Source organism: Tenebrionibacter intestinalis (assembly GCF_016632365.1).
Lineage (GTDB): Bacteria > Pseudomonadota > Gammaproteobacteria > Enterobacterales > Enterobacteriaceae > Tenebrionibacter > Tenebrionibacter intestinalis.
This window is the reverse complement of sequence record NZ_JAEPBH010000001.1, coordinates 38,642-52,086: the sequence shown is the minus strand read 5'-3', so window position 1 is coordinate 52,086 and position 13,445 is coordinate 38,642. Positions and strand designations below refer to the sequence as shown.

Sequence of the window (13,445 nt, the reverse complement as noted above, 5' to 3'; positions counted from 1 at the left end):
CCCCACTTTCTTACGCATTGCGATTTAATGTAGCGCTGCAAACAAGCGCTATTAACGGAGACGAGACAGCATGTCTGAACTAAACGCCAAAAAAACCGCGCTGGTGGTTATCGATTTACAGGAAGGCATTCTGCCTTTTGCCCGCGGGCCGCACACGGCCGGGGATGTTGTCGCACGTGCAGCGCGCCTGGCTGAAAAGTGCCGCGCCGTGGGCGCGCCGGTTGTACTGGTGCGCGTGGGCTGGTCGCCGGATTTTGCCGACGCGCTAAAACAGCCGGTGGACGCCGCGCCCGGCAGCGACGCGCTGCCGCCGGAGTGGTGGACATACCCCCTTGCGCTCGGCAAACGTGACAGCGACATTGAAGTCACTAAACGCCAGTGGGGCGCATTTTACGGCACTGACCTTGAGCTACAGCTACGCCGTCGTAGCATTGACACCCTCATTTTGTGCGGTATTTCCACCAATATCGGCGTTGAGTCTACCGCGCGTAACGCGTGGGAGCTGGGCTTTAACCTGGTCATTGTCGAAGACGCCTGTAGCGCCGCCGACGACGAACAGCACAATGGCAGTTTTGCCCACATATTCCCACGCATCGGGCGCGTGCGCCGCACCGAAGAAGTCCTTGCCGCGCTGTCATGATTCGCATCGGCCTGCCGCAGTGGTCGCACCCTAAATGGGCGCGCCTTGGCATCAGCAGCCTGGAAGACTACGCGCGCTATTTTGACTGCGTGGAAGGCAACACCACGCTCTACGCGCTGCCGGCGGCGAGCATCGTTGCGCGCTGGCAGGCAATGACCAGCGACCGTTTTCGCTTCTGTTTTAAATTTCCGGCCACCATCAGTCACCAGGCGGCTCTACGCAACTGCGGCGATCTCTGCGAAGCGTTTTTTAGCCGGATGGCGCCGCTGGCCGGCCGCATTGGCCAGTACTGGCTACAGCTTCCTTGCGCCTTCGGGCCGCGCGATCTGCCCGCGCTGTGGTCATTTCTCGATGTCCTGCCCGGCGAGTTCCGTTACGGCGTGGAAGTACGCCATCCGCAATTTTTTGCTAAAGGCGACGCAGAACTGGCGCTGAACAGCGGCCTGCATGCGCGCGGCGTTAATCGCGTTATACTCGATAGCCGGCCGATACACAGCGCTGCGCCGCACAGCGAAGCCGTACGGGTCGCCCAGCGTAAAAAGCCCAGGCTGCCGGTGCATGCGCTGCAAACTGCCGCCGACCCGCTGGTGCGCTATATCGGCAGCGACGATATAGCGCAGAACATGGCGCTTTTCGCCCCCTGGCTGAAAAAATTGCCCCAGTGGGCGCTGAACGGCACGCCCTGGTTATTTTTGCACACGCCAGACATCGCACAGGCGCCGGAGCTGGCGCATCGCCTGTGGCCGAAGCTACGCGAGCATTTTCCAACGCTCGGCAGCGCCCCGGCGTTTCCCTGTCAGGACAGCCTGTTCTGAGCGTCGGCGCAGCGGTTTGCACGCTTTCGGCGGCAGGTTAACAATGTTGATAGCGACAGCCGAAGCAGGGCAGGCTATTATACGACCGCCCTCGTTCGGGATTGAATGGAGTAACTATGGTAAGCGCGCTGTATGCGGTTCTGGGTGCGTTATTATTGATAAAGCTTTCCTGGGATGTTGTGCGCCTGCGCTCGATGTACCGCGTATCCTACGGCGACGGCGGCTTTACTGAATTACAGAGCGCCATTCGCGCGCACGGCAACGCGGTGGAATACATTCCCATTGCACTGCTGCTCCTGCTGTTTCTCGAAATGGACGGCGCTGAGACCTGGATGGTGCATCTGTGCGGGCTGATAATCATACTGGGCCGCCTGATGCACTATTATGGCTTTCATCATCGTCTGGTACGCTGGCGACGCGCCGGCATACTTGCCACCTGGCTTTCGCTGGCGCTCATGGTGGCAGGCAACCTGTGGTATCTCCCGTGGGAGTTGGTTTTCTCACTGCATTGACGCACAATACGCGCCCTTGTTTTTCCGGAATTATATTATGTCACACCGCGATACGCTGTTTTCCGCCCCAATAGAGAAACTTGGGGACTGGACATTCGATGAACGCGTTGCTGAAGTTTTTCCCGATATGATTCAGCGTTCGGTTCCCGGTTATTCCAATATTATCGCCATGATCGGCATGCTGGCTGAACGCTTCGTACAGCCGAACAGCCGTATTTACGATCTGGGCTGTTCGCTGGGCGCCGCCACGCTTTCAGTGCGCCGCAACATCCATCACGACGGCTGTCGCATCATTGCCGTGGATAACTCCGCAGCAATGGTGGAACGCTGTCGTCGCCATATAGACGCTTTTCGCGCCGCCACGCCGGTAGACGTCATTGAAGCCGATATTCGCGATATCGTGATTGAAGACGCTTCGCTGGTCGTGCTGAATTTCACTTTACAGTTTCTGGCGCCGGAGTGCCGCCAGACGCTGTTGGACAAGGTTTTTCAGGGGCTGCGTCCCGCAGGCGCGCTGGTATTATCTGAAAAGTTCAGCTTCGGGGACGCCGCCGTCGGCGAATTACTGTTTGATATGCACCACGACTTCAAGCGCGCTAACGGCTACAGCGAACTGGAAATCGGCCAGAAGCGCAGCATGCTGGAAAATGTCATGCTCACCGATTCGGTGCAGACCCACAAAGCGCGTCTGATGAAAGCCGGTTTCGCCCACGCGGAGCTGTGGTTTCAGTGCTTTAACTTCGGCTCGCTGGTGGCGCTTAAAGCCGGAGAGAGACCATGACGGATTTCGGGCCTTTCTATCGTCTTATCGCCACAGGCCCGCTGGCCCGCTGGCTGGAAACGCTGCCCGCGCAAATTGCTGCCTGGCAAAAAGAGCAGCAGCATGGGCTATTAAAGCAGTGGCGAAACGCAGTAGCCGCCCTGCCGGAAATCACGCCTTATCGCCTCGATTTGTTGCACAGCGTGAGCGCGTACAGCGAAACGCCGCTCAGCGAGGGGCAAAGAGCAGGCATTGAGCAATTGTTGCGCAACCTGATGCCGTGGCGAAAAGGCCCCTATTCTCTTTATGGCATTGATATTGATTGCGAATGGCGCTCAGATATGAAGTGGGATCGTGTGCTGCCCCACCTGTCGCCGCTGGCCGGGCGTACAGTGCTTGATGTCGGCTGCGGCAGCGGCTATCACATGTGGCGCATGGTCGGCGCAGGCGCGCGCCTGGTGGTGGGCATCGACCCAACGCAACTTTTCCTGTGCCAGTTTGAAGCCGTGCGCAAGCTGCTCGGCAACGATACTCGCGCGCACCTGCTGCCGCTGGGCATCGAACAACTTCCGCCCTTAAACGCGTTCGACACCGTATTCTCTATGGGGGTGCTGTACCATCGCCGTTCGCCGCTCGATCATCTCTGGCAACTCAAAAATCAGCTCGTGCGCGACGGTGAGCTGGTACTGGAAACGCTGGTTGTCGAAGGTGATGAAAATACCGTACTGGTACCCGGCGAACGCTATGCTGCGATGCGTAATGTCTACTTTATTCCCTCGGCGCAAGCGTTAAAACAGTGGCTTAAAAAGTGTGGATTTACGGATGTACGCACGGTCGACAGTTGTATCACTACGTCAGAGGAACAGCGCCGCACCGCGTGGATGACCACTGAATCCCTGGCCGATTTCCTCGACCCGCATGACGCCACAAAAACTCGCGAAGGTTATCCTGCGCCGCGGCGTGCCGTATTTATCGCCCGCAAACCGTAAACTTATCCCGCAGCCACGCTGCGGGATAATTTAAGGCAGAGCGTATAAAGACAGAAATTCGCGCCGGTAAGTATTGATCGATAAACCACATTGTCCGGCGGCAGGCCGCTGGCAGGGCCGTTTTTTGTTGACCACTTCAGGCTGAAAAATATAACATCGCCAAATGTGCAAATGGATAGTGCAACATTGATAATGAATATACCTAAGGCCAGGTTCTTAAAACAATCTTATCTAAAAAATAAAACGAATATTGATAAGAAAGCACGCATTGAGGCTATTCTGATAAGAAGTATCCTCACAAATATATTACGTAACCCGCAAACCCACAAAGCTGGCGCGCTCTCCCAGTTTTTCGATATAAATGATTTTCCGCTATTAACGCGTGGCGCGTTTCCCGAACATATTTTTTCCGTAAGAAAAGATTTTGAAGACGCAGGCTATCTGGTCAATATTGAACCACGCCATAACGGGCTGGTCATTACGCTCGACTGGCGTGACGTTGAATCCGGAGAGGATATTTAAAAAGAGAATTTTTTGTTAAGTAGGTTAATTTTATAACTTGCTCTATAAATAGTCTGAATAATAAACCGCCGGGCCTGAAACGCACAATATTTATACGAAAAAGCGAATTCAGCATTATCCTTTTGCTGGAGGCGATGACGCCTGGCGCATGGCGCATACAAGCATGAATAAAAAAAGCCCCGGGAAAACTGACCGGGGCCTGGTACATGCAAACATCATATTGGGCGACATGATGTGCGGTAAAATTGGTTGTCCGGCGACGGCTACTTCGCCGCCAGCGCTGCCTTCATCGCCGCCACCGCCGCGACATCCACGGCATAACGGCTAAACTCATCGCCCGGCTCACCGGACGACATGGAAACAGCCGCCTGGCGAAAGCGCATTGGCGATGGCTGAAACATTCCGGCCGAGCTGTGAAGCTCTTCGATACCCGCATCCACAAACACCGCCAGGTTATTCAGGCGCACTCCAGCGCCGGCCATAATGATTGGAGTAGCGGACTGCTGTTTAAGTTCCCTGATTAATGAAAGTCCTGCTTCGGCGCTCTTTGCCTGGCCTGATGTCAAAATACGCGCCACGCCCAGCCTCGCCAGTTGCGCTGCGGCGGTAAACGGATCGCGACACATATCAAAGGCGCGATGAAACGTTACCGCCATCCCGTGCGCCGCGGACATAATCTGCGCCATGCGCGGCAAATCAATATTGCCATCCTCATCCAACACGCCGGTTACCAGCCCTGGAAAACCCAACTCACGCACCAGAGCAATATCGTCCAGCATGACGCTGAACTCACCGGCGCTATAACAAAAATCGCCCCCGCGCGGGCGAATAATCGGATGAACGGGAATCGACACGCGCCGGCGAACGCCGCGCAACACGCCTGCCGAGGGCGTAATCCCGCCTTCATTTGGCGCCGCGCATAGCTCAATACGATCCGCGCCCGCTTGCGCGGCGGCTATCGCACAGTCCATGCCGTAACAGCAAATTTCCAGCAAAGCCATTCAATACTCCTCAAAACATACTTTTTGTCGGTTGTGTGACCGTGGCCTGGTGCTAGTCTGATACAACACTTCCGCCAGGACAATGTAATATGGCCTTCAACTTTGACGAACCTGTCGATCGCCGCCACAGCGACAGCATAAAATGGAATAAATTTGCGCCAGACGTGCTGGCGCTGTGGGTTGCGGATATGGATTACCGTTCACCGCCGTGCATTATCGCTGCGCTGCAAAAACGCATTGAGCATGGCGTTTTCGGCTATGGCGCATCGCCATCGGCCTTTGCCGATGCCGCCATTGCGCATTGTGAACGGCAATACGGCTGGCACATCCTGCCACAGTGGCTGGTTTTCCTGCCAGGCGTCGTGACGAGGCTTAATCTGTGCGTGCGCGCTTTCACGGCGCAAAATGAGGTCACTATCGCCCCAGCGCCGATTTATCCGCCGTTTCGCCAGGCGGCCGCACTGGCCGGACGCGGGCAGCTTAATGCGCCGCTTGTTTTACGCAGCGGCCGCTGGGTTGTAGATTATGCCGCACTGACGCCGCAGTTGCGCGGAAATGAAAAAACTGCTGATGCTCTGCCACCCGCAGAACCCCGCCGGCACGGTCTATACGCGTGAAGAGCTGGAAGAACAGTTGGCGTTTGCGCAGCGCTATAACCTGATTGTTTACTCCGATGAAATTCACTGCGATCTGGCGCTGGATGAAAACGCCCGGCATTTGCCTTTTGCCATGCTGGGCGAAGAGGCCGCCCGGCGCAGCATTACGCTGATGTCGCCGTCAAAAACCTACAATATCGCCGGCCTCGGCGCGTCTGTGGCCATCATTCCTGACCCCGACCTACGCGCGCGTTTTCGCGCCGCCCGGGCAGGGATTGTTCCTGGCACAGACATCCTGGCGCTCACCGCCGCCGCCGCGGCATGGCAGGACGGTAAGCCCTGGCTCAAAGAACTACTCATTTATTTACGCGGTAATCGTGACAGGCTGTGCGCCGCAGTAGAAACGATTCCGGGGTTAAAAATGACCGTGCCGCAGGCCAGCTATCCTGGCTGGATAGACGCCAGCGGCCTGGGTTCGGACAATCCGGCGGCGCTTTTTCACCGCGCCGGGCTGGGCGTGTCTGCGGGCGCAGAATTTGGCGAACCGCAGTTTGTACGCTTTAACTTCGGCTGCACCCGCGCCACGCTTAACGAAGCGCTAGCGCGCCTGCGAACGCTCGCCGCATCCCGCTAAACAATCCCCGGCCGCGACAAAAGCATTGCGCCACGCCCGCAGGCATAACTTCCTCCCCTGCTAGCGCGACGTAATGCCGCTCAGTTAAGCACGCCCGGGCATAACGATTCCTGTTAATACAAACGTTAAGGCCCGAATAATGAACTGACGCGCGCTGAAACCGGCGAACCGCAGGCGAAAACAGGGTAAGACGCCCCAGGATGGCGGGCTAAGGCGAAACAAGACAGAGCATCGGAACAGGCCGGCTGCGGGCAGATGACCGAAAGGCGCATACCGCGAAGCAATGATGACTTTGCGCTTTCGCCGGCGTTTGCAAAGTGCGCCGCGCAGGCCCGGTTTGCCCGTTTGCCGTTGATGCCCCCTTTGGCAACGTGCTTTACGTGTACAAACCCCTCACTTAACCGTAAGCGACCAGCCTTACGCTACAGCGACGCCCGTTCACTGGCGACCACCTCTTCCAGCGCATACGGATGAAATTTAATCGTAACGCTGCCGTCAGTCACGGCAAGCGTCGGGTTCGGCAACCGCTCTTTTTCGCCTTTCGGCGAGCGGGTTTTTACTGACAGCCCCGGCTGGCTCAGCCCTTCGTCGCTAAGTAGCGCAAGCGCCCGGGCATTAAGCGTCTGCGGCGTCCCCGGCAACACAATTTCGATATGCTCCCAACCTTCGTGGGGATAGAGCTTCTCTCCCGGCCAGGGCAGTTCAATTAACGTAAAACGCCAGTGCGCCACGCATACTGGCTCCGGCAAACGAAACAGGCAGATGGGGCGACCGCCTATCGTGCTCTCACTGAACAGATCGCCGCAGCGTAAAAAACCGCGCCGCCAGCGTTCGGCTGTCGCGTTCTGATGACAACGCAGCGAAATATGATCGGCATTCAGCGCAGACATATCCAGCCCTACGCGGCCGGCAAGCTGTGCCAGCGCCCGGGCAAAGCGCGGTAGATCCGCAACCAAATCCTGTAGTTCTTCAACGTCTTGCCAGTTCACTATTATTACTCCTGCGGCGATAAACCCCCGCTAATCTACCTCTACTGGCAACGCGCCGCCAGCGCCGGGCCGTATCAACGCGCCTAATACGCCTTACCGGGCGCGCGCCACAGCGTGCGTATGCTGACGCCTGGGCTGAAATGCAGTATACTTCCGCTCTTATTTTTTTACTCTGTACGCCCCATTCAGGCGCAGCACACGTAAGGTATCCCGGTGAATATTCAGGCTCTTCTCTCAGATAAAGTCAGTCAGGCGTTAATTGCCGCAGGCGCGAGCGCCGATTGCGAACCTCAGGTTCGTCAGTCAGCAAAGCCGCAGTTCGGCGACTATCAGGCCAACGGCGTCATGGCGATCGCAAAAAAAATGGGCATGGCCCCGCGACAGCTAGCTGAGCAGGTAGTGGCGCTGCTGGATCTCACCGACATTGCCGCGCGTGTGGAAATTGCCGGCCCCGGTTTTATTAATATATTCCTCGATCCGGTCTTCCTGGCAAACCAGGTTAACGCCGCCGTCGCCTGCGAACGCGTCGGCATAGCGAAAGTCTCCCGTCCACAGACCATTGTGGTGGACTATTCCGCGCCAAATGTGGCAAAAGAGATGCACGTCGGCCACGTGCGTTCCACTATCATCGGCGATGCCACCGTGCGTACTCTGAGCTTCCTGGGCCATAACGTTATTCGCGCGAACCACGTAGGCGACTGGGGCACTCAGTTCGGCATGCTGATCGCCTATCTGGAAAAGCAGCAAAATGAAAACGCCGGTGAAATGGCGCTGGCGGATCTTGAGGCCTTTTACCGTGAGGCCAAGAAAAACTACGATGAAGACGAAGCCTTCGCCGCGCGCGCGCGCGGCTACGTAGTCAAACTGCAGAGCGGCGATGAGTACTGCCGCCAGATGTGGCGTAAGCTGGTCGATATCACCATGACGCAAAACCAGCTCACCTACCAGCGCCTCAACGTCACGCTAACCCGCGACGATGTAATGGGCGAAAGCCTGTATAACCCGATGCTGCCCGGCATTGTGGCCGATCTTAAAGCAAAGGGGCTGGCGGTTGAAAGCGAGGGCGCGACCGTCGTGTTCCTTGACGAATACAAAAATAAAGACGGCGAGCCGATGGGGGTCATCATCCAGAAAAAGGATGGCGGCTACCTGTATACCACTACCGATATCGCGTGCGCTAAATACCGTTATGAAACACTGCACGCCGACCGCGTGCTTTACTATATTGACTCACGCCAGCACCAGCACCTGATGCAGGCGTGGACTATTGTTCGCAAGGCAGGCTACGTGCCGCAATCCGTGCCGCTGGAGCACCATATGTTCGGCATGATGCTGGGCAAAGACGGCAAGCCGTTCAAAACTCGCGCGGGCGGCACCATCAAACTCTCCGAACTGCTGGACGAAGCGATGGAGCGCGCCCGCAGGCTGGTCGCGCAGAAAAACCCGGAGATGAACGCCGCCGAGCTGGAAAACCTTGCCCATGCGGTAGGCATCGGCGCGGTGAAATATGCGGATTTATCAAAGAGCCGCACCACTGACTACGTTTTCGACTGGGATAATATGCTGGCATTCGAAGGCAATACGGCGCCGTATATGCAATATGCCTATACGCGTGTACTGTCGGTCTTTCGTAAAGCAGGCATTGAAGAAAGCGCGCTGACGTCGCCGGTCATTATCAACGAAGATCGCGAAGCGGCGCTGGCTGCGCGCCTGTTGCAGTTTGAAGAAACGCTGAACGTCGTCGCCCGCGATGGCACGCCGCATGTGATGTGCGCCTACCTTTACGATCTGGCGGGCCTGTTCTCCGGATTCTATGAACATTGCCCTATCCTCAGCGCCGAAAGCGATGCGGTACGCCAAAGCCGCCTTAAGCTGGCGCTGTTGACGGCTAAGACGCTGAAGCTGGGGCTGGATACCCTGGGCATCGAAACCGTTGAGCGCATGTAAAGCGCTGCCGTTTACTATTAACAGGGGCTTCGCCCCTGTCTCCTTACCGCTATATTATTCTTAATACAACGTTTTTCCCCGTTTAAATCAAAGAAACCTTAGAAAAAACCAAATTTTTCACCTGCGTTTTTTATTACTCTTTATGATTACCCCTTCCAGGTTATACCGACTCTGCGCCGTGCTACGACGGTAATAGCGCATTCGTCGGCGTTTTACGTTTTTAAGGACAATTATGAGCAAACAAACCCCCTTTAGAGCGCGTCGCTGGGGATGGTTGTGGGTGTTACTTGCCGGGCTACTGCTGGGCGCAGCACTGCTTGCTGGCACCGCCACCGTTATGCACAAAACCAGTGACACCGAATTCTGCGTTTCCTGCCACTCCATGCAACAACCGCTCGCCGAATATCAGGGCAGCATTCACTTCCAGAACACCAAAGGCATACGCGCCGAATGCGCTGATTGTCACGTACCTCACCAGCCCGTGAGCTACCTGAAGACCAAAGTCATGGCGCTTAAGGATGTCTGGGGAGAAATGACCGGCAAAATCGACACGCCGGAGAAATATGAAGCCCACAAACTGGAGATGGCCCAGAGCGTATGGAAAACCCTCAAAGACAGCGATTCCGCAACCTGTCGCTCCTGCCATAGTTTTGAAGCGATGGACGTACTGGCGCAGCGCCCCGAAGCGCGTCAACAGCATCCGGTCGCGATTAAAAACGGCGAAACCTGCATCGACTGCCATAAAGGCGTTGCACACATGCTTCCGGATATGAGCAGCCTTGCCGCAGCCGGCGCCGGCGAACTCACCCGCGCCGCCGCGCTGACTCCGGGTAATGCCACTACCCTGTACGCCATTTCCACCCAGCCGTTCTGGCTTAGCGCTGACGTCAAGCAACACAACGCCGGCAGCCTGATGCCGTCTACCGAACTAAAAGTAGTAAATCGCGAAGGCGACATGGTGGAAGCGGATATTCAAGGCTGGCAGCAGGATGGCGTTAGCGAAGTGTTTTACGCCGCACAGGGTAAACGCATCCTCAGCCTTCTGCTCGATGAACAGGCCCGTGCGCAGATTAAAACGCTAAGCACCGTTACCGACGCCGATACCGGACTTATCTGGCACAGCGTGGCGCTGCGCGTGTGGGTACCAAAAGCACAGCTTATTGATGATAAAGAAAAAATCTGGCATTACGCCGCCGACATGATGTCCACCAACTGCACCGGTTGCCACGGCCTGACCGCACTTGACAGATTTAACGCCAACCAGTGGATCGGCGTCGTAAAAGGCATGGCGCCGCGAACCTCGCTGACTCAGGAGCAGCTACGCGTACTCACTCAGTATGCGCAGCAGCACGCCAGCGATATGAAAACGCAAAATAAGGCGAACCCGTAAGGAGTCAACACAATGAAAAATAAAACCATGACCAACGAGGCCATACCGCTTAGTCGCCGCCGTTTTCTGACCGGCGCTGCCGCGCTGATGAGCGTGCCGCTGCTCTGCGGCCTGTGGCCGAAATCCGCGCTGGCACAGGCAATCAGCCAGGCGCTGCCGCAGTTTGTCGCCCTGCGCCAGGCGCAGCAAGGCATCCTTACCGGCGCACACTGGGGCGCGTTTGAAGCCCTTGTTCAGGATGGCCGAATGGTGGATGTGAAACCCATCCAGGACGATCCGGCGCCGAATGAGCTTATCACGATGGCGCCGCATCAGGTTCACGCGCCGAACCGCGTGAAATACCCGATGGTGCGCAAAAGCTGGCTTGAAGGCGGCCCGCTGAATTGCAAGCCGGAGCTGCGCGGGCGTGATGAATGGGTACGCGTAAGCTGGGATAAAGCTCTGACGCTTGTAAGCGAACAAATCACCCGCCTGCAAAAAGAGCACGGCCCACAGGCTATCTACGCGGGCTCTTATGGCTGGAAAAGCGTCGGTATGCTGCACAACAGCCGTACCCTGCTCCACCGGCTATTAAACCTTACCGGCGGCTTTGGCGACTACTCTGGCGACTACTCCACCGGGGCAGCGCAGGTCATCATGGCGCACGTTGTCGGTTCAATGGAAGTTTATGAACAACAGACCGCCTGGCCTAACGTTATCGAAAACAGCAAACTGGTTGTGCTGTGGGGTTGCAATCCGCTCATTACGCTGAAAAATAGCTGGAATATGCCCGATCACGAAGGGCTGGCGGGCTTTGAGGCACTGAAGAAAAAAGGCACCCGCATCATCAGCATTGACCCAATCTACAACGAATCCGCACGCGATCTGAAAGCCCACTGGATCGCGCCGCGCCCGTACACCGATAGCGCAATGATTATCGGTATTGCCCACACCCTGCTGGCGGAAAAACTGCATGACGCCGACTTCCTGAAGACGTATACGGTCGGCTTTGACAAATTTGAAGCCTATCTCACCGGTAAGGAAGACGGCGTGGTGAAAGACGCTGACTGGGCAGCGGCAATTTGCGGCATTGATGCCAATACGCTGCGCGAACTGGCGCGTGAGATGGCGAAGCAGCGCACCATGATTATGGCGGGCTGGGGCATCCAGCGCCAGCACCGCGGCGAACAGCCGCACTGGCTGCTGGTCACGCTGGCTGCGATGCTCGGCCAGATTGGCCTGCCGGGCGGCGGTTTTGGTTTCAGCTATCACTACTCCTCCGGGGGTAGCCCCACCGCGCGTGGCGGCATACTGGCCGGTATTTCAGCCGGTAAAGCGCCGAAGAACGCCCCGGCCTCTATCCCCGTCGCGCGTATTGCCGATTGCCTGGCAAACCCCGGCAAAACCATTAATTTTAACGGGGCGAGAGTCACCTACCCCGACGTAAAAATGGTCTACGTGGCTGGCGGAAACACTTTCCATCAGCATCAGGATACGAATAACCTGGTAAAAGCCTGGCAGCGTCCGCAGACTATCGTTGTTAACGAACCCTACTGGACGGCCACCGCAAAGCATGCCGATATTGTGCTGCCTGCAACCACCAGCTACGAACGCAACGATATGGAAATGGGCGGCGATTATTCTCAGCTTTACGTTTTCCCGATGCATCAGTGCGTGCCGCCGCAGCATGAGTCGCGCAATGATTTTGATATCTTTGCCGGGCTGGCGGAAAAACTGGGCGTCCTTGAGGCCTACAGCAACGGCAAAAATGAAATGCAGTGGCTTAAGGGCATGTACGACGACATGAAAGCGCAGGCGCGCGACGCGCGCGTGGCGCTGCCGCCGTTTGATATGTTCTGGGCATCCAATAACTATATTCGCTTCCCGGTACCGGAGCAGAATAAACAGTGGGTGCGCTTCGCAGATTTCCGCGAAAACCCGCTGCTTAACCCGCTCGGCACGCCATCCGGCAAGATAGAAATCTATTCCGACACCGTAGAAAAAATGGGCTATGACGACTGTCGCGGTATACCGGGATGGATGCCGCCGCATGAGTGGTATCAGGGACCGCAGGCGCAAAAATATCCGCTCTCGCTGAACACCGCTCACCCGGTTAATCGTCTGCATTCGCAGCTTGACAATACGCCGCTGCGCAAGAAATACGCCGTAGCGGATCGCGAAGCTATCTGGATTAACCCTGACGACGCCAGCCTACGCGGCATCGCCGACGGTGATTTGGTGCGCGCGTTTAACGACCGCGGGCAAATTCTGGTAGGCGCAAAGGTCACTCCCGATGTACGCCCCGGCGTAGTACGCATCAGCGAAGGCGCGTGGTTTGACCCGGCGAACCCGGCAGAACCAGGTTCCCTGTGCAAAAACGGTAATGTTAACTGCCTGACCTTTGATATCGGCTCTTCCAGCCTCGCCCAGGGCAACTGCGGCCATATGGCGCAACTGGAGATTGAAAAATATCAGGGGCCTGCGCTGGAAAATACCGCACACGCGGTGCCAGTGGGCGCGTAACCCTGTAAACATAAAACAAACGCCGCTGCGAGGGCGGCGTTAAAGGGGGACGAAAGAGGGCAAAACAGAGTTTTGCCCTCAGACTGCTGACAAACCCTATCCTGTCGCAGACAGGATGAATGAAATTCATTAAAAAATAATGAAAATC

Annotated in this window: 11 protein-coding genes and 1 pseudogene; 10 read left to right on the top strand and 2 right to left on the bottom strand. The window is 56.6% G+C overall.

What is annotated here, in order from left to right; translation table 11 throughout:
- Window positions 1–70: 70 nt before the first annotated feature.
- The 6 genes from JJB97_RS00250 (at window position 71) to JJB97_RS00225 (ending at window position 4,238) form a co-directional block, all read left to right on the top strand.
- Entirely contained in the window at window positions 71–640 is a 570-nt protein-coding gene (locus JJB97_RS00250) for a hydrolase (RefSeq protein ID WP_238711772.1), read from the top strand.
- Window positions 637–1,455, top strand: coding sequence for a DUF72 domain-containing protein (locus JJB97_RS00245; RefSeq protein ID WP_238711771.1), 819 nt, complete (start codon window positions 637–639; stop codon window positions 1,453–1,455). Before JJB97_RS00250 ends, JJB97_RS00245 begins: the two co-directional genes overlap by 4 nt.
- 116 nt (window positions 1,456–1,571) lie before the next feature.
- Window positions 1,572–1,967: an MAPEG family protein gene (locus JJB97_RS00240; protein WP_238711770.1), complete on the top strand. Its 396-nt coding sequence runs from the start codon at window positions 1,572–1,574 to the stop codon at window positions 1,965–1,967.
- Between the two features lie 37 nt (window positions 1,968–2,004).
- Window positions 2,005–2,748 (top strand): carboxy-S-adenosyl-L-methionine synthase CmoA, encoded by a 744-nt coding sequence (gene cmoA, locus JJB97_RS00235; protein WP_238711769.1) that lies wholly within the window; start codon window positions 2,005–2,007, stop codon window positions 2,746–2,748.
- Window positions 2,745–3,716, top strand: a complete 972-nt coding sequence (cmoB, locus tag JJB97_RS00230; RefSeq protein ID WP_238711768.1) for a tRNA 5-methoxyuridine(34)/uridine 5-oxyacetic acid(34) synthase CmoB — start codon at window positions 2,745–2,747, stop codon at window positions 3,714–3,716. The genes cmoA and cmoB overlap by 4 nt, the downstream gene beginning before the upstream one ends.
- Before the next feature lie 192 nt (window positions 3,717–3,908).
- Window positions 3,909–4,238 carry a hypothetical protein gene (locus tag JJB97_RS00225; protein ID WP_238711767.1) on the top strand — a complete coding sequence of 110 codons (330 nt, stop codon included), beginning with the start codon at window positions 3,909–3,911 and terminating at the stop codon, window positions 4,236–4,238.
- Window positions 4,239–4,501: 263 nt separating this feature from the next.
- Here the strand turns inward: JJB97_RS00225 and cutC are convergent, their stop codons facing one another.
- Window positions 4,502–5,239, bottom strand: a complete 738-nt coding sequence (gene cutC, locus JJB97_RS00220; RefSeq protein ID WP_238711766.1) for a copper homeostasis protein CutC — start codon at window positions 5,237–5,239, stop codon at window positions 4,502–4,504.
- 89 nt (window positions 5,240–5,328) lie between these two features.
- Here cutC and JJB97_RS00215 point away from each other — a divergent pair.
- Window positions 5,329–6,469: pseudogene (locus tag JJB97_RS00215) on the top strand (MalY/PatB family protein).
- Window positions 6,470–6,891: 422 nt separating this feature from the next.
- Here JJB97_RS00215 and JJB97_RS00210 read toward each other — a convergent pair.
- Entirely contained in the window at window positions 6,892–7,461 is a 570-nt protein-coding gene (locus JJB97_RS00210; RefSeq protein ID WP_238711929.1) for a VOC family protein, read from the bottom strand.
- Between the two features lie 210 nt (window positions 7,462–7,671).
- Between JJB97_RS00210 and argS the strand changes: the two genes are divergently transcribed.
- From argS to torA, 3 genes are all read left to right on the top strand, one after another.
- Window positions 7,672–9,405 carry an arginine--tRNA ligase gene (gene argS / locus JJB97_RS00205; RefSeq protein ID WP_238711765.1) on the top strand — a complete coding sequence of 578 codons (1,734 nt, stop codon included), beginning with the start codon at window positions 7,672–7,674 and terminating at the stop codon, window positions 9,403–9,405.
- A gap of 232 nt (window positions 9,406–9,637) precedes the next feature.
- Window positions 9,638–10,795, top strand: coding sequence for a NapC/NirT family cytochrome c (locus JJB97_RS00200; RefSeq protein WP_238711764.1), 1,158 nt, complete (start codon window positions 9,638–9,640; stop codon window positions 10,793–10,795).
- 12 nt (window positions 10,796–10,807) lie between these two features.
- A complete protein-coding gene (gene torA, locus JJB97_RS00195) occupies window positions 10,808–13,297 on the top strand; it encodes a trimethylamine-N-oxide reductase TorA (RefSeq protein ID WP_399197820.1) in 2,490 nt (829 codons plus the stop codon).
- Window positions 13,298–13,445 lie beyond the last annotated feature (148 nt).

Bases quoted from the DNA above. Each gene is read 5' to 3' on its own strand.
- JJB97_RS00250 (WP_238711772.1), top strand. From the start codon at position 71: ATGTCTGAACTAAACGCCAAAAAAACCGCGCTGGTGGTTATCGATTTA.
- JJB97_RS00245 (WP_238711771.1), top strand. From the start codon at position 637: ATGATTCGCATCGGCCTGCCGCAGTGGTCGCACCCTAAATGGGCGCGC.
- JJB97_RS00240 (WP_238711770.1), top strand. From the start codon at position 1,572: ATGGTAAGCGCGCTGTATGCGGTTCTGGGTGCGTTATTATTGATAAAG.
- cmoA (WP_238711769.1), top strand. From the start codon at position 2,005: ATGTCACACCGCGATACGCTGTTTTCCGCCCCAATAGAGAAACTTGGG.
- cmoB (WP_238711768.1), top strand. From the start codon at position 2,745: ATGACGGATTTCGGGCCTTTCTATCGTCTTATCGCCACAGGCCCGCTG.
- JJB97_RS00225 (WP_238711767.1), top strand. From the start codon at position 3,909: ATGAATATACCTAAGGCCAGGTTCTTAAAACAATCTTATCTAAAAAAT.
- cutC (WP_238711766.1), bottom strand. From the start codon at position 5,239: ATGGCTTTGCTGGAAATTTGCTGTTACGGCATGGACTGTGCGATAGCC.
- JJB97_RS00200 (WP_238711764.1), top strand. From the start codon at position 9,638: ATGAGCAAACAAACCCCCTTTAGAGCGCGTCGCTGGGGATGGTTGTGG.
- torA (WP_399197820.1), top strand. From the start codon at position 10,808: ATGAAAAATAAAACCATGACCAACGAGGCCATACCGCTTAGTCGCCGC.